We start from the raw sequence: 21449 nt of genomic DNA on the forward strand, positions 1-21449 counted from the left end.
TTTTTATATTTAAATCCATTTTTCGTCTAATTTTAGATCAGGAGAGTGCAATGAATCACAGATTTCTTCTTTATTTGCATTTAAGTTTTTCACATACCATTTATCGGAAGATAAATGGTAAATATACATACAAGTATGTATAAAAATCAATATTTAACATAACTATCGCAATTAAGCAAATCTACAAATGCTCAATTCAGAATAATAGGTGCATTTGGCAACTCATTTTGATCAGCAGAATCATTATTGACGTAATATTGGTCTAGAACTTTTCCGATTTCTTCGATCCCACTTCTTACTGCGAACAAGTACTGCTTTTGAGCTAACTGGCCCACAATACTTTGACAGATTTCGCACCACATCTCTGGTTGAGTTGCATTTTTGAGACCCCGATCAATCACAATTTCAACCTTTCGCTCGCACAGATTTAAGTAGAGTAAAACACCACTATTCAGCTCAGTATCCCATACACCAAGCTCAGCAAAGAGCTGTTGTGCACGTAGCCGTGTATTTTGATAGTACGCTTGCGAGCAAGGAATATGTCCTTCAATCACCACCTGAATTTCACCCACATGGCCTTTTTCAGCGTGCTGTACAGCATTTGCAATTTCTATTTGGTCTTGTTTATTGAAATATCGATGTGCTGAAGAGACATAGAGAAAATGCTTAAACCAACGTTTGAAACTATGTTTTACCTGATCATCCAACTTAGGTTGAGTAATGATTTGAGTTGTATCTGTCTTTGTTACCATGAGCCTGATGCTCCTCCACCACCAAAACTGCCTCCGCCGCCACTATAACCACCGCCGCTGCCTCCACCAAAACCACCTCCACTGCCGCCACGCCCACCACCAGATAGAAATGCTTGAAAAATCAATTGTGCAATAGAAGTAATTAATAAAAAGAAAATACCGACACCAAGCAGCAGACTCATCACTAAGCCTGCACCATTGACCAGCCCAGCAACGGTTGCGGCGACTGCAGCAGTAGAAGCACTCAGCCGCTTACCCACAATAAACGATCCAACAACGCCTGCAATTAAGATAAACAATACCATCGTTAAAGTATTATCTTTTGCTTGCTGTGCTTGTAATGCTTGATCGTGACGTTCTTTGAGTTCTTGAGCTGCCTGCTGAGCAATCTCAGGATCTAAATTCACAATGCGGGTAATCTCATCGAGACCTGCTGAAATACCCTGTGCATATTGTCCTTGTTTGAAATACGGCGTAATTTGATTTCTGATAATACGACTTAAAACCACATCAGGCAGTACACCCTCTAAGCCATAGCCAGTGAGTATTTGAATTTTCCGATCATTGATCGCAACTGCCATCAATAAGCCATTATCTCGCTTCGCTGAACCTAACTGCCATTTTTCGCCTGTACGCAAAGCAAAATCAAAAATGGCTTCTTGTCCTGTGGTTGGGACAATAATCACCCCAATCTGAGCTTTACCTTGTTGATATAGTTCAAGTATTTTCTGATCTAATTGCTGAATTTCAGCATCACTTAATACTTTAGCTTGATCAATGACAGGTTGGTTCAATGTCGGTAATCCACGTATGGATTCACCGTCTGCCATATCATCGGCGACTTTCGGTAATATGGGTGTTTCAGTATCGGATGTACTCGATGATGCTGCTTTATTTTTATGTTGTTCCTGAATAATTTTGCCCGCAACCACCAAATCACTTTGATCAGTTGCTGTGGCAACCTCAGCCAAAACTGTATGTTGAAAGCAAAGCATCATAAAAATGATAATTAAAATAGATTTCCATTTTTGCTTTAACACATTCAACATCAACTTTCTCCTCCGCATTTAACTCAACAATCAGTAATTAGTTAAATGACACAGTTGGAGCTTGCTGAGCAGATTGTTCAGCCTTAAAGTTTTCCTTAGTTTTCATGCCAATCACTTTTGCGGTCATTGCTTGCGGGAATTGACGTACATAAGAATTGTAGTCTTGCACTGTCGTAATATAACGATTACGTGCAACAGCAATTCTATTTTCTGTGCCTTCGAGCTGTGCTTGAAGATCACGGAATTGTTCATTGGCTTTTAAATCTGGATAGTTTTCAGAGACGGCAATTAAGCGCGATAATGCTCCTGTGAGCTGACTTTGCGCTTGCTGGTATTTTTCGAATAGTGCTGGATCTTCTAATACTTCTTTATCCACTTTCAAGCCAGCTACATTTGAGCGTGCTTGTGTCACCTCCGTAAGTACCTGCTCCTCATGTTTTGCATAACCTTTTACGACATTGACTAAATTCGGAACGAGGTCTGCTCGACGCTGGTATTGGTTTTGTACTTCTGACCATGATGCATTTACTGCTTCATCTTTCACTTGCAAAGTATTATAGCCACACCCTGTAAATAACAGTGTACTCGCCAATACTGTAGCAATTGCGGTTTGTTTAATTACTTTCATCAAAATTTATCCTCAGGTTTTTCTTTATATTTTTGCGATAATTCATTGTAATGTGATTTTTTGCTTGCTGTGTAACATTTATTAAAGTTGATTTATGTCTGTTTAAATAAAAATGGCATTACTCGAAATCTCAAAGTAATGCCACGCTAAGCAAATATTTAATGTTTTAATAATTGTTAACTATAAATTTTTGATGCTGTTTCTTCTTGAAAGCTAATCATGCCATATTCATCGGCCATTCTTGCTTTCCAATACTCAACCAATTTGCTGTAATCATGTTTAGCTGGATGAAAGTCTGCATGGTAATAAGAAAGATATTCTGGAATGAGTTGAATTAGCATTTTTCCAAGTAAATACATTCCAAATACGTTACCACCTACTTTGGGTAAGCTTTTCCATTTGTCTTGCCAAATTAAACGCGTTGTTGCATAGAACGTGAGGCTTGCAAAGCCTGTAGTCACACTTCGCATCAATAAACGACGAATTCGATCATCACCATAAACCTCTTGATATACATCAAAAGCGACCGATCGATGCTCGATTTCCTCAATCGCATGCCAAACCCAAAGTTTCATCGCATCATCGTCTAATGTGCTTAAAATTTCTGGATGCTTCAAAATATAACCACCTAACATCGCAGTAAAATGCTCAAAAGCACAGGTCAATGCGAGTTGTAATTTAGGATGAATTTTGCGAAGGACATCATCTCGCTTTGCTAACCAAGCTTGAAAGCGGTCAAGATTATAATCATCGCTACGCCAAGCATCATTAAACTCTGTATGTGCTTTAGAATGCATCGCCTCTTGACCGATAAAAGCTGCAATCTGGGCTTGTAATTGCGGGTCTTGCACTTTTTCACGGACATTACGAACACTATTTACAAAATATTGCTCACCTATCGGAAAGGTTGAGGAGAGTGCGGTCAGTAAATGCGACATTAATGGGGAATTAGCAAAATAATGCCGTTTAATTTTTTCAGGATTGAACTGCAAACGTCGTACGGTAATACCAAGTGCTTTAGGGCGATTTAAATAGTTTTTTTCTGCATTCGTATGTACAAGCGCCATCTTGATTGCCTTTACAATTTCCCAACTGGTCTTCGAGTATTGCGCTAGCAAATAAGCAAAGACAGGGCAAAAAAGCTTATAAAGTTTGCTAAAACTACCAAACTGACAAGATGAAAATCATAAAGCCTGCATGATGCAGGCTTTATTTCAATGTGATTTACAGGATTGGAAGATTAAACCCCAAGGTAATCTAAAATACCTTCAGCAGCTTGACGACCTTCCCAAATCGCAGTCACAACTAGATCAGAACCACGGACCATATCTCCGCCAGCGAAGATTTTTGGATTCGAGGTTTGGAATTTAAATTCTTGTTGTTCAGCAGCAATCACTCGACCTGAACCATCTAAACCTACTTTAGCATTGGCAAACCAATCAGCAGGGCTTGGACGGAAACCAAAAGCTAGCAACACTGCATCAGCTGCTAAGATTTCTTCAGAACCCGGAATTGGCTCAGGGCTACGACGACCACGACTATCTGGCTCACCCATTTGCGTTGTCACAACTTTAACACCTGTGACTTTGCCATTCTCACCCACGATTTCAATTGGCTGACGGTTGAATAGGAATTTTACACCCTCTTCATACGCATTCTTCACTTCACGCGCAGAACCCGGCATGTTGCTTTCGTCACGACGATAAGCACAAGTTACTTCGTGCGCGCCTTGACGCAATGAAGTACGGTTACAGTCCATTGCAGTGTCGCCACCACCTAGAACAATCACTTTCTTGCCGTCTACACTGATGTATTCGCTAGGATCTTTTTCCCAACCTTGGCAACGATTGACGTTGGCAATGAGGAAATCTAAAGCATCATAAACACCATTTAGGTCTTCGCCAGGGAAACCACCTTTCATGTAGGTGTAAGTTCCCATTCCCATAAACACAGCATCATATTCAGCAAGTAGTTGCTCAATGGTAACATCGACACCAATTTCGGTATTTAAACGGAATTCAATGCCCATGCCTGTGAAGATTTCACGGCGGCGTTTCATCACATCTTTTTCCATCTTAAATTCTGGAATACCGAAGGTGAGTAGACCGCCAATTTCAGGACGTTTATCGAATACAACTGGTTTTACACCACCACGCGCTAGAATATCTGCACAGCCTAAACCTGCCGGACCAGCACCAATAATCGCAACTTTTTTGTTGGTCCACTTAACACCAGACATATCTGGACGCCAACCTAAAGCAAAGGCCGTATCGTTGATATATTTCTCAGCATTACCAATAGTTACAGCACCAAAGCCATCATTGAGTGTACATGCACCTTCACACAAGCGGTCTTGCGGACATACACGACCACATACTTCTGGCAAAGTATTGGTTTGATGACAAAGTTCCGCTGCTTGGAAAATTTGACCTTCAGCAATCAACTTTAACCAGTTTGGAATGTAGTTATGTACTGGACATTTCCATTCACAATAAGGGTTACCACACCCTAAACAACGATGGGTCTGGTTTGCAGCCACATCCGCAGTAAAAGGTTTATAAATTTCCACAAACTCTGCCTTGCGGACAGTAATATCTTTTTTCTCTGGATCTTGGCGTGCTACATCCAGAAATTGAAAGTCATTATTAAGGCGTTCTGCCATGTCTCTCTCCGTGGGTAGGCGCAAGGATGTCTTTCATCTTTGCACCTGCCTATGTCTTTGCAGTCGTGGAATTATTGTGGGTCAGCTTGAGTTGTTTTCAAAAGCGTTTGCAAATTAGCAGCTTTTGGTTTTACAAGCCAGAACTTACGACTATAGAAGTCGAACTCATTACGGATTTTGTATGCCCAAGCACTTCCTGTCTCTTGGATGTGCTCATCTAAAATTTGTAGTAAGTATTCTTTGTGATCTTCCATAGACTCAGTTGAGATACGGTTAAGATCAATCAGTTCATGGTTGTAGTAATCAACAAAGTCATTATCAAGGTCAAGTACATAAGCAAAGCCACCCGTCATACCTGCACCGAAGTTATGACCAACTTTACCTAATACGGTTACTACACCACCCGTCATGTATTCACAGCAATGATCGCCAGCACCTTCAATAACCGCAAATGCGCCTGAGTTACGAACCGCAAAACGCTCGCCCGCAGTACCTGCAGCAAACAACTTACCGCCTGTTGCACCATATAAACAAGTGTTACCAATAATCGCGGTATTTTGTGTCTGGAATGGTGAACCTTTTGGTGGGAAAATCGATACGCGACCACCCGCCATACCTTTACCGACATAGTCGTTGGCATCACCTTCCAGTTTGATATGCAAACCACCTGCATTCCAAACACCAAGCGATTGACCAGCAGTACCCTCAAGATTCATAACAACTGGGCTGCTTTCCATACCCAAGTTACCATAGCGACGCGCGATTTCACCTGAGATACGAGCACCAATCGAACGGTCACAGTTACCTACTGTGAAGTTGAATGAACCGCCTGTACCTGATTCAATTGCTGGTAGCATTTCAGCAACCATTTTCTCAGCCAATACACCTTTATCAAATGGCGCATTACCTTGAACTTGGCAATACTGAGCTTTACCTTCAGCTGATGGATGTGAAGTCAATAAAGCACTAAGATCTAGATGAGCATGTTTTTCAGTTTCACCTGGTAAAACTTCAAGTAAATCAACGCGACCAATCAAATCTTTCAATGACGCAACACCAAGTGCAGCCAACCATTCACGAGTTTCTTCAGCAATAAACTTGAAGAAATTGATGAGCATTTGTGGCTCACCAATATAATGCTCTTGGCGCAAATGATCTTGTTGAGTTGCAACACCTGTTGCACAGTTATTTAAATGGCAAATACGGAGATATTTACAACCTAACGCGATCATTGGTGTAGAACCGAAGCCAAAACTTTCCGCACCTAAGATTGCTGCTTTAATCACATCTAAACCAGTTTTCAAACCACCATCTGTTTGAACACGCACTTTGCCACGTAAGTCATTTACACGTAATGCTTGATGCGCTTCACTCAAACCGAGTTCCCATGGAGAACCCGCGTGGTGAATTGAAGAAAGTGGAGATGCTGCCGTACCACCGTCATAACCAGAAATCGTAATAAAGTCAGCATATGCCTTCGCAACACCTGCCGCGATCGTCCCCACACCCGGCTCAGATACCAATTTTACTGAAACCATCGCTTGTGGGTTGACTTGTTTCAAGTCAAAAATCAACTGCGATAAATCTTCAATCGAATAAATATCGTGATGCGGTGGCGGAGAAATGAGTGTGACACCCGGTACTGAATAACGTAAACGCGCAATTAAGCCATTCACTTTACCACCTGGTAACTGACCACCCTCACCCGGTTTCGCACCTTGTGCTACTTTAATCTGTAATACTTCAGCAGATGTTAAATATGCTGGCGTAACACCGAAACGACCTGATGCAATTTGCTTGATTTTCGAGTTACGAATCGTGCCATAACGCGCTGGATCTTCGCCGCCCTCACCTGAGTTCGAACGACCACCAATCGTATTCATCGCAATTGCAATCGCTTCATGTGCTTCTGGCGATAATGCACCTAGAGACATACCCGCAGAGTCAAAGCGTGGTAGAATCTCTTCAATACTTTCAACTTGATCAATGGCAATTGAATCCGTTGTTTTTAACTTAAATAAATCACGGATTGTTGCGATTGGACGGTTATTTACAAGCTCAGCATACTCTTTAAAATCTTGATATTGACCAGAGCGTACTGACTTATGTAAAGCATTGATCACATCAGGATTGAACGCATGGTACTCTTTGCCAAATACGAATTTAAGCAAACCACCTTGATCAATCGGCTTACGATTTTGCCAAGCAGTTGTTGCCAATTTTTTCTGATCATTTTCCAAATCAGCAAACGTTGCACCTTGGATACGACTCGGTACACCAAGGAAACATTGATCAACGACCTCAGAAGATAAACCAACTGCTTCAAACAACTGACCGCCACGATATGATGCAACGGTAGAGATACCCATTTTAGAAAGAACTTTTAATAGACCTTTCTCAATCCCTTTGCGGAAGTTTGCTTGAGCATGAATTGGATCACCCAATAACTCGCCTTTAGCAACCAAATCATTGATCACATCATAAGCCAAGTATGGATAAATCGCTGTTGCACCGAAACCAAGTAACACTGCAAATTGATGTGGATCACGTGCAAAACCCGTTTCCACTAGAATGTTTGCATCGGTACGTAAACCCGTTTTAATCAAGTGATGATGTACAGCACCTGTTGCCAAAACAGCATTTGCAGGTAAGAAGCCTTCACGGAAGTTTTTATCCGTGAGTACGATCAACGTTTTTCCATCACGAACCGCTTGAGCAGCTTCTTCACAGATACGTGTAATTGCAGCCTGTAAACCTTCTGTTTCAGCGTAGTTCAATTCAATATCAGCTACGCCATAGCCTTGGCGATCTTTTTCAACATCACGAAGCTGCTGCATTTTCGAATTCGACAATACAGGGCTTGCAATAATGATACGATCCGCATGTTCTGGGCCTTGCTCAAATACGTTTTGCTCACGTCCGATACAAGTTTCAAGTGACATCACGATTGATTCACGTAATGGATCAATTGGTGGGTTTGTCACCTGCGCAAACTGTTGGCGGAAATAATCTGAGATGTGACGTACTTGACGAGACAATACAGCCATTGGCGTATCATCACCCATCGAGCCAACCGCTTCTTGACCACTTTCTGCAATAGGACGAAGAATCTGATCACGCTCTTCAAATGTCACCATAAACATTTTTTGAGCTGATTTAAGTGCATCACCTGTGAGACCTTGATCAACAAGCTGCTCTTCAAGTTGCGGATTTGCTTTTAAACGGATCGCATGGTCACGTAACCACTCACGGTATGGACGCATGTTTTTAAGATGGTTACTGACATCTTTGGTATCTAATACCTTACCAGTCAAAGTGTCTACAACTAAGATTTGACCTGGACCAACACGGCCTTTAGACACAACGTCTTCAGGTTCATAACCCCACACCCCAATTTCAGAAGCAAGTGTGATGTAATCATTTTTAGTAATTACCCAACGCGCTGGACGCAAGCCATTACGATCAAGCATACAAATCGCATGACGACCATCTTGAATTACAAGACCCGCTGGGCCATCCCAAGCTTCCATATGTTTAGAGTTAAATTCGTAGAACGCACGTAAGTCGGCATCTAGAGTTTCAACGTTTTGCCATGCTGGCGGAACAAGCATACGCAAGGCACGGAATAAATCCATACCACCACCCACAAGAATCTCGAGCATATTATCTAAGCTTGAAGAGTCCGAACCAGTACGGTTTACGATTGGATTTAACTCAGTTAATCCTGGTAGTAATGGGTTTGCAAATTTTGGTGTACGTGCCAATGCCCAGTTGCGGTTCGCAGTAATGGTATTAATTTCACCATTATGTGCAAGATAACGGAACGGCTGAGCCAATGGCCAACGCGGTAAAGTATTTGTAGAAAAACGCTGATGGAATACAACGATGTGAGATTTTAAACGCTCATCAGCTAAGTCCGTATAGAAGTCAGCAATTGCTGCTGGCATCATCAAACCTTTATAACTAATCACAGTCGTTGCTAATGTCGTTACATAAAATAATGAATCATTGTGTAACGATTGTTCAGCACGACGACGCGCTAAGAATAACTTACGATTAAACTCAACTTCAGTTAAGCCCATCGGACAGTTCACAAGAATTTGTTCAAACACTGGTAGAGATTGTAGTGCAATTTCACCCAATGCATCATTATTTGTTGGTACAACACGCCATGCTGCAACCGTTAAACCTTCAGCTTCAATTTCTTTATTCAGAATATTTTTTGCATTATGCGCTAAAGCAGGATCTGTATTTAAAAATACAGTACCGGCAGCGAAGATTTCAGTTAAATTCGCACCAAGTTTTTGAGCTTCGTCACGGAAAAATTGCTTAGGCATAGCCAATAACAATCCGCATCCATCTCCAGTTTTACCATCTGCGGCAATACCACCACGGTGCGTCATGCAACTTAGACTGTGAATCGCTGTTTCGACCAGATGATGACTTGATTCACCCTTCATATGGGCAATCAAACCGAAACCACAGTTATCCTTAAACTCATCAGGCTGATATAAACCTTGAGCGGGAGCTACAGTATTTGGCGATGGCATGTGCATAGCGTACCCTTCTTTCAACATGGCTCTTTCGAGCAACAAACAATCAATTTATTTTCTGCGATATTGCCGATCAACTCATATAAAGTTCAATGCTTCGCGAAAACATTTTTACTGGCGAATTTGCAAATATACGCCTTTCTTGTTTCAGAAACAGCGCATTTCACCATATAAAGTGTTTTTAGTTATTACACCTTAACTAGCCTTTGTAAAGCACAAAAACTTTCCATTTCACCAAAATAATGAATCATTTAGCACTAAAAAGAGCAATGAGCAGATAAATTAGCACCACAAGAAAGCAAAAAATATGCCATATAGTTATAAATTTACTAAATCATTAAAAAAGTTAAAATAACGTGTAGTTATAATTATAGAAGAATTATAATTTACGATTAAAATTGCACCAAAATATATCCAAGCGCTACATAATAGCCCACAAAAGCATCATTATGGTGCATTTTAATTAAATGGATCACTTACTTCTTTCCGAGAAGAATCTGAATTTTCCTTTAATTTTTCTGTATTTATTGCTTGCTTAGGTGCCGATTGAGTTTGCTTAACATTAACCACATTCCCATCCGCATCACGTTGAGTCACGACAGTCTTCACCGTCGTCGATGTCTCCACAGACTTTTTAACATCAGAGCCCATCCCACTTTGTGATGAACTACCATTCATTAATAATGTTTCATCAACACGTGGCAGTGCAGCTGGCCTTAAATTAATTGCATACAACTGACTCGTTGATGACTTAAGCTCATCAGAACCTAAATCATTTACATATGCCGCATAGCTTGATATAGGCTGAGGTTGAGGCTGAATAGATTGAGGTAAAGTCAAATTTAGTTGCGCAAATTGCTGTTTAGCTTCTTCAGCATTTGCAAATAACCCATAAGCCAAAACGTATTGTTCAACTTGATCATCACTATTCAAACGAAAATAAACGAAGTTTTTTCTATCTGGTCGATTTAATAAAAAGTTTTTAACAATCGTTTCATCTGAACTACGGAAAATCTCCATCACCCATTGACGTTGATTTTCTTTAATGTACTTAGTCCCTCTAAATTCAGGTGCATGCTCATTAGATACAACCACGCGAGTCGTTAAATCCAGTGGCCTCACCTCATCGGACAATGCCCCTAAATGAGATGTGGCTGCGACTTTTTCCGGTTGAATCTGAACTTGGACTTCATCTTTTGCTTGATGTTCAACAGCAACAACTTCTTGCTTATCACCCGTGATTCCCCAAAAAACCAATGCAGCAATTAAACAAGCCAATGCGAGCACAAGCCAACTATATTGTTGTATGTTTTGCCAAATTGATCGGGACACAGTCATGTTTTCCTAGAATTAACTACACAGATTGATTTGCAAGAATAGATTGCTTCATAAGCTCAATATCAAAGTCTTTGGTAATTACAGCCTGGCCTAATTTTTTCAATAGCACCAAGCGCAGTTGACCATTTAATACTTTTTTATCATGTGACATATAAGCTAAAAATTCATCTAAAGGAATTTTTGGACATGATATCGGTAAATTTGCACGTTGAATGATTTTTTTTGTACGCTGTACATCATCCTCAGAAATCCACCCTAAACGATGAGATAAATCAGCAGCCATGACCATGCCTGTTGCAACCGCCTCACCGTGTAACCAAACACCATATCCTAAATAAGATTCAATTGCATGACCAAAGGTATGACCAAGATTCAACAATGCTCGCTCGCCCTGCTCTTTCTCATCATTTGCCACAATACGCGCTTTATGTGCACATGAACGATATACTGCTTCTGCGAGCAAATTAGCATCCCGCGCAACTAAAGCATCTATGTTTTGTTCCAACCAGACCAAAAAATCGACATCACCAAGTAAAGCGTATTTAATCACTTCTGCCAAACCTGCTGATAACTCTCGATCTGGCAAGGTATCTAATTGAGCCATATCAGCCAATACAACTTGCGGTTGCTGAAAAGCACCCAACATATTCTTACCTAAAGGATGATTAATACCCGTCTTTCCACCTACACTCGAATCAACTTGCGACAATAATGTTGTAGGAACTTGTACGAAATTAACTCCACGTTGAAAACATGCCGATGCAAACCCCGCCATATCCCCAATTACACCACCACCTAGAGCTAAAACAGTACAATCGCGGTTAAATCCCGCTTCTAAAAGTGCATCAAAAATTAAGTTCAGATGCTGTATATCTTTAAATTGCTCACCATCAGGCAATATACATTGCGCAACTTGCTTATCTAATTCAGTTAAAGCTTGCACATAATGTTGTAAATATAACGGCGCCACAGTGGTGTTTGAAACCACCATAACTTGCCGACCATGCAGATAGGACTTAAGTAACTCTTTTGGATTTAAACGACTCCCAATAAAAATTGGGTAACGACGATCACCTAACTCAACATGTAACGTTTGCATAACATTAAAACCAAAAATGAATTACTTAACTTGTTTCGATAATATTAACTGAAGAATGCGCTGTGCTAAATCCCTAGCTGCCCCTTGATTTGTTTCAATAACATGGTGTGCTATCTCCCGATATAAGGGATCTCTTATTGCCAACAAATCTCGTAGCTTTTGTTCTGGGTTTTCAACTTGTAATAGAGGGCGATTTTTATCGCGATAGGTTCGCTGTAATTGAAGCTCTACAGGAGTATAAAGATAAACCACAATGCCGCGCTGTTTTAAGAATTCTCGATTTGCTAATTGTGTTACTGCACCACCGCCAGTGGCTAAGACAAGGGAGGATCGATTAGTTAAATCATTTAATACATTGGTCTCACGTAAACGAAAGCCAACTTCTCCCTCTTTTTCAAAAATCCATGGAATCGTAGCACCAGTCTTACGCTCGATTTCATGATCACTATCAATAAAGTCTCGACCTAACAATTCCGCTAGATGTCGCCCGACTGTTGTTTTTCCTGCCCCCATTGGCCCTACCAAATATATATTTGGTAGGGTTTCAAACGCTTTGCTTGGCAACGCGCCACCTATATTCATTGCAATTATTGAAAATATATTAATGATTTCTTGTCAAAGTGTCATTAACAATTCTCGGTGTCACAAAAATTAGCAGTTCACGTTTATTATCAGTCTTGATATCTCGACGGAATAAGCGACCAACATAAGGAATATCTCCAAGGAAAGGTACTTTTGTTTGTGAATTAATATTTTCTTGCTCAAAAATCCCACCTAAAACAACGGTTTCGCCATTATCCACAACGACATTAGTATCGATTGTATTCTTATTAATGGTTAATTGACCTGTTGGTGTTGGTGTCCCTGGAGCATCCTTCGTAATATTAAGCTTCATCATTACTCGACCATCTGGTGTAATACTAGGGGTTACATCCAAACTTAAAGTTGCATCAATAAACTCTGTTTTAGGAACTGCATTGGCTCCAGCACCAGTTGATGACGAATATGGAATTTGCGTTCCTGATTCAATTTTAGCCGCTTGCTTATCCGCAGTAAGAACTTTAGGTGTTGAAATTACTTCTCCATAACCATCAGCTTGCACAGCAGAAAGCTCAAGATCCAACATAAAATCAGATAAGCTAATTAAACCAAAAGCGATACGACTCGCACCAGGCGTTACTGCACCCAAATTTACATTTAAGTTATCTGGACGCTCAATATCATATTTCCATCCCCCAGTTTCACTATCCGCTGTAGGCTCACGTAGGTTCCATAATGTTGTATCACTACCACCAACCAACAAATCATTATTTGATGCAATACCTTTAGACAATATCCCCCACTTGACCCCCATCTCTTTAGTAAAGTCAGTACTCGCTCGAACAATACGTGCTTCAATCATCACCTGCTTAACAGAGACATCAAGCAAATCAATCATTTTACGAATTTTGTCAATATTAACCGCCGTATCATTGACAATTAAAGTATTCGTTCTTGTATCAGCCACAGCACTTCCTCTAGAACTCAATAAGCTCTCCAAAGCAAGTGAATTTGAGTTGGCTGTACGGTTTGAAGCAGCACCTTTACTATCTCTTGAGTCTTCAATTAATTTTAAAATATCAGCAGCTTTCGCATAACTTAATTGAATATATTCAGACTGGATAGGAGCTAGCTTAATACTTTGAGCAATCGCCTTAGCCTCATCTTCTTCGGCTTTGATTAACTCAGTTACTGGTGCAATCCAAATTACATTACCATTGCGACGCTTATCTAAATTTTTAGTTTTTAGCACAATATCTAGCGCCTGATCCCAAGGGACATCCTTTAAACGCAAAGTAATGTTGCCTTGCACCGTATCCGCAGCAACCATATTGATTCCAGTGAAGTCAGCTAAAAGTTGTAATACTCGGCGCACCTCAATATCTTGGAAATCCAAAGAAATTTTATTACCTGTATACGCCTGAGTTTTGGCTTTTTGCGGTGTATTATCTTGAGGACGCTTAAGACTAATCGTCAGCTTATTTTCTGCTTGATATGCCATATACTCATAGCTACCTGCAGACTGGATATTAATAATTCCATTACCTTTATCATTATAAGCATCAATACTAGCAACTGGAGTTGCAAAATCATTGGTATTTAAGCGACGCGCCAAATGAGTCGGAATTTTACTTCCCATTGTCCGAACAACAATCTTACTCCCTTGTTGTTGAACATCAACTGGCGTATTACTTCCCAGCAGATCAATAACAACTAAACCCTCACCATCTTTACCGCGCTGAAAACCAATATTTGATACACCTTGCTGTACCTGATTCACCGAAGATTTCATTACAGTACTAGTCTGAGGTTGTACAGAATTAATTTTCAGAACAAAAGTATTACCTTCAACACGAGTCGTAAATGCACCAGCATCTTTCAGATTTACAATTACACGGGAACGCTGATCATCAGAAGCCACATCAATCGAATTTGCTTCATTCGTAGACACTGGAATAGACGTTCTTTTCAATGTTTGTTGAGCTTTATCGAAATCTAGAATTAATCGACCTGGCTGCTCAAGTTGATATGCTTGTGGCTGAGGTGGTAAACCATTAAACATGATTCGAATCTCTGTACCTTGATCAGCCAAACTCATCGGTACAATATTCGTCATCGCTACCTGAGCTGAAGCAGCCTGCATTACCGCTATAGTCATAGCAGCCATAGAAAATTGTCGGAATGCACGATTCATGGTCTTCGCTTCCCCAAATAAAGAATCTTTAAACTGTTTTTTCATTTTTATTCCCTTAATCTTACGGTGCTAGCCCAATTAAAACGAGAGTTCTAGGTCTTTCAACATACCCTTCTCGCCCATCAGGTACAATTTCCACCAAATCAATCTGTGTCGGGCTAATTTTAACAATTCGTCCTTGATTTACACCCAAGTAACTTCCAACTTGCACACGCTCTACCTGCCCATCTGGTGTTTGAATCAAAGCAATCGTCTCATTACTTTTCCCACGCATACTACCTTTCATATTCAGAGACTCTAGTGCATAGCTCTCTAAAGGTTGTGGTTGACGATTAAAGTTTGGATAAACACGTTTACCCGCCATGATTCTTAATTCCGCAGCCAAAGAACTTGGCATAAATGGACTTTTTAATTGGTGAGCCGAATAATTAAATAAAGGCACTGGCGTAAAAACAGGTGCGGGTTCAATCGGTAGTGGAGCCTCATTACGAATAGCAGCCATCTGTTGATTTACAGCGTCAATACGAGAATCACAACCAGACAAAGCAAGCAGCGATAATACGCCGAGTAATAATGTTGTTTTATTCATTATTACTTCCCTCCTTGAGCATTAGCAGTTGGTTGATTTGCTGGAGAAACAGTGCCCATACCAGCTTGATCATCTGCCCCAATATAACGATATGTTTTTGCTTTAACTGAGTAATTAATCACAGGGATATCTGATTTCTTTTGTGTATCAGGTTTAGCTTCTACAACAAAATCATGTAGCGTTACGATTCGAGGTAACGCAGCAATACCTGTAACAAAGGCACCAAAAGCATGATAATCGCCCGTAGCCGCAATACTAATCGGCTGCTCAATAAAGAATTCTTGCTTAACTTCACTCTCTAAACGGATATTTTTAAATTTCAGACCAGAATTCACGCCTGTTAAGTTAATATCTTCAACCAAACTTGGGATTTCTGTTTCTTTTGGAAGCTGTTCAAGCTGTTGATTAAAATTCGCTTCCATTTCTTGTAATTGTGCTTGGTATTGCTGCAAGTTTCTTAACTTCGAGTCCTTCTCTCTAAACTCGTTTAATAAGCTTTGCTCTTTAGCTTGCGCATTTGCAATCGATTCAAGCTGAGATTTAATGACGACGAAATAACCAAGCGCCACCACCGCCAAGAAAACAAAAATCCAGCATGTAATTTTAACTGACAGAGGCCAACTACCATAGTTGTTCATATCCAACGTATTAAATTGTTGAAAGAACTGCTCTACTGTCATTTTCTTTTTCTTGACTACAACATCTTGATTGAGGTCATTTAGTTCTTCTTGACTCATTGTGCACCTCCAGCCGTTGCAGAAGCAGCTGTTTCCGCTGATGGGTCAACTTCAGTCACCGCCCCAATCTCCCCTAAATCAACTGTTACAACAAAGCTTCCATAGTTTTCCTCGACTCGAGGAACTAAAGAACTAGCAGCTTTATCTTTTTTCTCTTCGGCCGCTAAGAACGAATTCATAAATGCATTTCGATACCAAGGGGATGCTTCCAAATTACGCAGCAATTCAGCAACTGTATTTGGACTTTCCGCTTTTCCTTCAATCGTGAATTTATCACCCGTTCTTGTGAACTTGGTTAAATACATCGTAGGTGGCGTAACCCGAACCAGTTCATCTACCAATCGCACAGTTACAGGACGCTGACCTTGCAATCCTTGAATCAGCTTCATACGTTCAATAATTGCGTTACGGCGTTCTTGCAAACCTTCTAATGACTTTAACTGGGTATCTAGATTCTGATTGGTACTTACAATTAATTGATTCGCTTGCTCTTGATCATCCAATTTTTGATCAAAATAAACCCAACCTGAGAATATTGATGCCACACCTAAAGCAGCAACGCCAACACACAAAGCGACAAACTGTTTCTTTCTTTGTTCTCTTAGCTCATCACGCCAAGGGAGTAAGTTAATCTTTGCCATTAATCAAAACTCCTCAATGCTAGACCACATGCCACCATCAAAGAGGAAGCATCATTTTCTATTTTTTTAATGTCAATTTGGGGAGAAAAGCCCATTTGTAGGAATGGGTTAGCAATCGTAACGCGATAACCTAGTTTTTGTTGCAATAGCTTCGCTAAGCCAGGAATATTGGCATTACCGCCAGCCAATAAAATATGATCAATTTCATTGAATTGCGATGATGAGAAGAAAAATTGCAGTGAGCGTGCAGCTTGCTGCACAACCGCATCAAGGAAAGGTTCCAAAACCTCAGTGTCATAATCATCTGGGAGCGATCTTTCTTTTTTTGCCCGACCCGCTTCTTCAAATGACAAACCGTAGCGGTTTTGCACATCTTGAGTAAGCTGGCGACCACCAAATACTTGCTCACGCGTATAAATGATTTTACCTTTTTGCATCACAGATAAAGTTGTCATGGTATGACCAATATCTAGGATGCCGACAGTATTCGCGCCCATTGGAAGCGTATCGGAAAACACACTAAAAGCTCGTTCCATTGCATAACTTTCAACTTCAGCAATTTTTGCTGTTAAGTTCGCAAGTTCAAGAACTTCGACACGTGTGTCAACATTTTCTGTTCGGGTAGCAACTAATAGGACGTTAACGCGATTGGGATTTGGCAATTTATCAGGCAGAACCTCAAAATCAAGGCTCACCTCATCTAATGGAAACGGAATGTACTGTTCAGCATCCATACGAATTTGCACTTCACGCTCTTCATCTGACATATCAGCATCCATCTCAATGATCTTATTAATCACCATTGATGTTGGAATTGCGATTGCCACATTGGTAGTGTGAGGGTTCGCTAAATTGACAACACGCTCAAGGGCATCACCAACTGCTTCAGGATTAAGAATGCTTTTTTCGACGACACTGTTTTCTGGCAGCGGCATCAACGCATAACTTTCAACCCAATATCTACCGTTCTTTACAGAGAGCTCCAATAACTTAACAGTTGTCGAACTAATATCGACCCCTACTAACCCCTTATTTGGTTTACGATATAACCTGAGCACAGTACTTTCCTATTTATTTTTTTATCCCCAAAAATACAACATACTAATTTGTTTTGGTCTTTAATTTATACGGATACAATAACTCATCTAACAATCCGCATGTCTAAAGGATATACTGACCACAATTAGTTTGCCATTCGCTCTTATTAAAACTTACTTATTATGAAAAAGCTATCCAGTTCTGGCATTGTTCGCCCATTTTTTTTGATGCTTATTATTATCTTAGTCTCACTTCCTATGGGATTTTATGGCATGTATCTCTATCTTGCACCATCTTTGCCAGATATGAGTTCTCTAAAAAAAGCACCATTACTAAAACCATTGCAGGTATATACAGCTGATAATAAGTTAATCGCGGAATATGGTGGCAAACTATCAATACCAGTAAAGTATGAGCAAATTCCCCCAACATTTATCCATGCATTTCTAGCAGCGGAAGACTCTTCTTTTTTTGAGCATAATGGCATTAGCTTCAAAGGTCTTGGTCGCGCAGTCACTGAATCAATTACTGGATCCGATGTCCAAACTGGTGGCTCAACGATCACCATGCAAGTTGCGAAGAACTATTATTTAAGCCCAGACCGTACATTAAGACGCAAACTAACAGAGGTTTTCCTTGCACGAAAAATTGAACAAAACCTAACAAAACAAGAAATTCTAACAGCTTATGTCAATAAAATTTTCTTAGGAAAAAATGCTTACGGTATCGCAGCAGCTGCTCGAATCTACTACAACAAAAATATAAATGAACTAACAACAGCACAAATGGCAATGATCGCTGGATTGCCTAAAGCACCATCAAAGTATAATCCTGTTGTAAATCCTGAACGAGCACTTGAACGTCGTAATTGGATTTTAGGTCGTATGTTGCAGCTTGGTTATATCAATCAAACCCAATATCAAAAAGCAGTTGCTGAACCAATTAGTTTAAACATGATGGATCGTTCAGTCAGCAACGTATTTCCCTATGTAGGTGAAATGGTTCGTGCTGAGCTTGTTGAACATTTTGGCGCTCAAGCAATCGACTCTGGCTATAAGGTTTATACTACGATTGATAGCAAACGTCAGCGCTATGCAGAACAATCAATTCAAGATGGCCTTGAAGCTTATGATCGTCGTCATGGCTGGCGTGGCCCTGAAGCTCATGATAAACCACTTAATCAGTTCATGGCATATGCCAACACCTACCCCGCACAAGTTGTAAAAGTAAAGAGCAACTCTTTTGATGCTTTGATGCAAGATGGTTCAACAGTCACCGTGAATTGGTCAGGGATGTCATGGGTGCGTCCTTATCGTAATGCCAATAGCGTTGGCGGCGCGCCATCCAACGCTTCTCAAATTGTTAAGGTTAAAGATATTATTCGCTTACGACCAAATGAAGATAAAACCGTTTGGTCTTTAGTTCAAGTTCCAAAAGTCCAAGGACAATTGATTGCATTAAATCCAAATGATGGTTCAATTGAAGCAATCGTAGGTGGATATAATTTCTATCAAACAAAATTTAATCGTGCTTTACAAGGCTGGAGACAACCTGGTTCAACCATTAAACCATTTGTCTACGCATTAGCATTAGAGCGCGGTATGACACCATTTAGCATGGTGAATGACAGTCCCATTACGATTGGAAAATGGTCTCCTCGAAACTCTGATGGTCGCTATCTCGGTATGATTCCGCTACGTCGTGCATTGTATTTATCTCGAAATACAGTCTCTGTACGCTTATTACAGAATGTAGGAATCGAAAGAGCTCGCCAATTATTTATGGATTTTGGTTTACAGGATGACCAAATACCACGTAACTACACAATTGCGCTCGGTACACCTCAAGTTCTCCCAGTACAAATGGCAACAGGTTATGCGACCTTTGCAAATGGCGGCTATCGTATTCAGCCTCATTTCATCAAAAGAATTGAGGACAATAATGGCAATATAATTTATGAAGCTAAACCTGAATATGCATGTATTCCATGCATCAGCGACTCAAATGCTTATAACCAAGCACAAGACACCAACCAAGATAATGAAACACAAGAGATCACCAATGAAAGCTTAGAGAACGCTCTAGCATCATCAGAAACTCAAGCGACAGATGCAAATCCTGATCAATTACTCAAGACCAATAGCAATTACAAACAAGCTCAACGAATTTTAAAATCCAGTTCAGCTTATGATATGGCAAATATCCTACATGACGTAATTCAGCGTGGTACAGGTCGTGCTGCACTCAAAATTGGACGAGATGATTTAGGTGGTAAAACAGGAACAACCAATGATGCGAAAGATGCTTGGTTCGCAGGCTTTAATGGCAAGCTCGTAGCGATTGCTTGGGTTGGATTTGATCAACCTCGCACATTAGGTCGTCGTGAATATGGTGGTGTTGCTGCACTACCTATTTGGTCGAACTTTATGGCGAAGTCACTTGCAGGCACACCGTCTACATGGGTCCGTTTTGATAAAGATGCAAGCGCACCAATCTCTCGTGATGAATTACAAGTTCAACAAAGCGAGGATCAAAAAGTTTATCGTGCATCTCCACCTTTAGCACGTCCTCTCTATCGCCCTGCACCAGTCGTCCCAACACGTTCGATAGATAATGATTTCTCAGACTTACCTGGCACAGCACCTACAGCTGATGAACAAATTATTGTTCCCTCAAAAAAACAACCACCAGCTCTAGGTGCGGAGCCTCAAAGTCCGGCACCGAAAAAAGAAAGAGATAATATAGAAAACCTCATCAACCAAATCCAATAAGCTAAAAAGCCATCAAATTGATGGCTTTTTTCTTTTTTGAAATAGATAAATCTGAAAAGCGGCACTTACCGTGAATACTGGATTTTGCTCTAACAACATCCGTCGTTCGGGATTGGCTTTATAAGCATAAGGCGTCATTGCGATTAAGTTCTTTAAGGCCACTTGATCCAAACTTAACGGCGCTTCAATCACTTGCTCTTGTATTAACTCAAACTCAGCTTCAAGTTGCTCAACAAACTTATGAGGTTCATGTAAATTTACCTGTTCAAATAAAGCAGCTCTTAAATCATATAAATGCTTAGGTGCAGGCGTTACAACAATTAAATGTCCGCCATGATTTAAAACTCGAGCAATTTCTGCTTGAGGAATTGGACTAAATAAACTCGTACAAACATCTACACAATGATCTTGAACAGGCAATGTTGCACCTGTTCCAACAATCCACGTTACTTTGGAGTTTAGTTTTGCTGCACGCTGTACCGCTGTTTTGGCAATATCAACACCAATACAATCGTTAGTAACCGTTTGCATCGCATCTGTATAATAACCCTCACCGCAGCCAATATCTAAAATTGCTTTTGGTTTAAGCTGCTGAAGTATCTCAACAACAGCTTGCTGTAATGGCTGGTAATAACCTGCTTGTAAAAACTCACGGCGCGCTAATACAGATTCAGCAGTATCACCTGGTGTTTTACTATGTTTGTGTTGAACCACATGTAGATTTACATAACCTTGTTTGGCCACATCATAGCTATGTCCTTGTTCACATCGCCATGTATTCTCCGCCAAATTCAACGATTGGCGACAAACAGGACACATCAACAAACTCATCTATTTTCTCCAGACATAAAAAAAGCT

Annotated in this window: 16 protein-coding genes; 1 reads left to right on the forward strand and 15 read right to left on the reverse strand. The window is 40.4% G+C overall.

All coding sequences use genetic code 11. The features are described 5' to 3' along the window. Positions 1-191: 191 nt before the first annotated feature. The 14 genes from IO68_RS29005 to IO68_RS29070 all read right to left on the reverse strand — a co-directional run bounded on the left by IO68_RS29005 (position 192) and on the right by IO68_RS29070 (position 17840). Positions 192-752, reverse strand: a complete 561-nt coding sequence (locus IO68_RS29005) for a TPM domain-containing protein (RefSeq protein ID WP_023013837.1) — start codon at positions 750-752, stop codon at positions 192-194. After that, positions 746-1801 carry a TPM domain-containing protein gene (locus tag IO68_RS29010; protein ID WP_023013838.1) on the reverse strand — a complete coding sequence of 352 codons (1056 nt, stop codon included), beginning with the start codon at positions 1799-1801 and terminating at the stop codon, positions 746-748. The genes IO68_RS29005 and IO68_RS29010 overlap by 7 nt, the downstream gene beginning before the upstream one ends. 37 nt (positions 1802-1838) lie before the next feature. Next, complete coding sequence (locus IO68_RS29015; RefSeq protein WP_004877820.1) at positions 1839-2429, reverse strand: LemA family protein; 591 nt, start codon at positions 2427-2429, stop codon at positions 1839-1841. Between the two features lie 176 nt (positions 2430-2605). Continuing rightward, positions 2606-3496: a metal-dependent hydrolase gene (locus IO68_RS29020; RefSeq protein WP_023013839.1), complete on the reverse strand. Its 891-nt coding sequence runs from the start codon at positions 3494-3496 to the stop codon at positions 2606-2608. Between the two features lie 173 nt (positions 3497-3669). Further along, on the reverse strand, positions 3670-5091 hold the full coding sequence (locus IO68_RS29025) for an FAD-dependent oxidoreductase (protein ID WP_023013840.1): 1422 nt from the start codon (positions 5089-5091) through the stop codon (positions 3670-3672). A gap of 71 nt (positions 5092-5162) precedes the next feature. Continuing rightward, positions 5163-9641 (reverse strand): glutamate synthase large subunit, encoded by a 4479-nt coding sequence (gene gltB / locus IO68_RS29030; RefSeq protein WP_171068579.1) that lies wholly within the window; start codon positions 9639-9641, stop codon positions 5163-5165. Positions 9642-10103: 462 nt separating this feature from the next. Continuing rightward, a complete protein-coding gene (locus tag IO68_RS29035) occupies positions 10104-10982 on the reverse strand; it encodes a hypothetical protein (protein WP_023013842.1) in 879 nt (292 codons plus the stop codon). 16 nt (positions 10983-10998) lie between these two features. Beyond that, a complete protein-coding gene (gene aroB, locus IO68_RS29040; protein WP_023013843.1) occupies positions 10999-12081 on the reverse strand; it encodes a 3-dehydroquinate synthase in 1083 nt (360 codons plus the stop codon). A gap of 21 nt (positions 12082-12102) precedes the next feature. Next, complete coding sequence (gene aroK, locus IO68_RS29045) at positions 12103-12663, reverse strand: shikimate kinase AroK (protein WP_031234857.1); 561 nt, start codon at positions 12661-12663, stop codon at positions 12103-12105. A gap of 19 nt (positions 12664-12682) precedes the next feature. Continuing rightward, a complete protein-coding gene (gene pilQ, locus IO68_RS29050) occupies positions 12683-14815 on the reverse strand; it encodes a type IV pilus secretin PilQ (protein ID WP_413540718.1) in 2133 nt (710 codons plus the stop codon). 61 nt (positions 14816-14876) lie between these two features. Further along, on the reverse strand, positions 14877-15404 hold the full coding sequence (locus IO68_RS29055; RefSeq protein WP_023013845.1) for a pilus assembly protein PilP: 528 nt from the start codon (positions 15402-15404) through the stop codon (positions 14877-14879). A 2-nt stretch (positions 15405-15406) separates the two neighbouring features. After that, a complete protein-coding gene (locus tag IO68_RS29060) occupies positions 15407-16141 on the reverse strand; it encodes a type 4a pilus biogenesis protein PilO (RefSeq protein ID WP_023013846.1) in 735 nt (244 codons plus the stop codon). Beyond that, positions 16138-16782: a PilN domain-containing protein gene (locus IO68_RS29065; RefSeq protein WP_023013847.1), complete on the reverse strand. Its 645-nt coding sequence runs from the start codon at positions 16780-16782 to the stop codon at positions 16138-16140. The genes IO68_RS29060 and IO68_RS29065 overlap by 4 nt, the downstream gene beginning before the upstream one ends. Further along, positions 16782-17840: a pilus assembly protein PilM gene (locus IO68_RS29070; protein WP_004877835.1), complete on the reverse strand. Its 1059-nt coding sequence runs from the start codon at positions 17838-17840 to the stop codon at positions 16782-16784. Before IO68_RS29070 ends, IO68_RS29065 begins: the two co-directional genes overlap by 1 nt. A gap of 162 nt (positions 17841-18002) precedes the next feature. Between IO68_RS29070 and ponA the strand changes: the two genes are divergently transcribed. Next, positions 18003-20591: a penicillin-binding protein PBP1a gene (gene ponA, locus IO68_RS29075; protein WP_031234858.1), complete on the forward strand. Its 2589-nt coding sequence runs from the start codon at positions 18003-18005 to the stop codon at positions 20589-20591. A gap of 12 nt (positions 20592-20603) precedes the next feature. On the opposite strand, the gene IO68_RS29080 is transcribed toward ponA, so the two are convergent. After that, positions 20604-21422: a putative RNA methyltransferase gene (locus IO68_RS29080; RefSeq protein WP_023013849.1), complete on the reverse strand. Its 819-nt coding sequence runs from the start codon at positions 21420-21422 to the stop codon at positions 20604-20606. Positions 21423-21449: the final 27 nt, after the last annotated feature.

The organism is Acinetobacter sp. COS3, assembly GCF_000475335.1.
In the GTDB taxonomy this organism is placed as follows: Bacteria; Pseudomonadota; Gammaproteobacteria; order Pseudomonadales; family Moraxellaceae; genus Acinetobacter; species Acinetobacter venetianus.